Below are 511 nucleotides of genomic sequence, written 5' to 3'. Positions count from 1 at the left end.
TCCAACTTATTCGTTTCCACGGTATGTATCAGCAAGACGATCGCGATATCCGTAACGAGCGTACCAAGCAAAAGCTTGAGCCTCTTCATAACGTGATGCTTCGTGCTCGTATGCCTGGCGGTATTATTACGCCAACACAATGGCTGGCGATCGACAAGTTTGCTACAGAACACTCGTTATATGGAAGTATTCGCCTGACGACACGTCAAACGTTTCAGTTCCATGGCGTACTAAAACCAAATATCAAGTTGATGCACCAAACGCTAAACAGCATCGGTATTGATTCAATCGCGACAGCAGGAGACGTTAACCGTAACGTACTGTGTACCACGAACCCGGTAGAGTCTGAATTGCATCAAGAAGCTTACGAGTGGGCGAAGAAGATCAGTGAACACCTTCTACCTAAAACTCGCGCGTATGCTGAAATTTGGTTAGACGGAGAGAAAGTCGAATCGACCGAAGAACATGAGCCGATTCTGGGCAAAACTTACTTACCACGTAAGTTCAAAAC

Annotated in this window: 1 pseudogene; it reads left to right on the top strand. The window is 46.0% G+C overall.

The annotated features are described in order from the left end of the window. A pseudogene (locus R7Z77_RS28600) lies at positions 1 to 511 on the top strand (sulfite reductase subunit beta); the annotation flags it as partial.

It is taken from the genome of Vibrio sp. 1401, from assembly GCF_033340295.1.
This window is presented reverse-complemented; position numbering and strand designations above follow the sequence as displayed.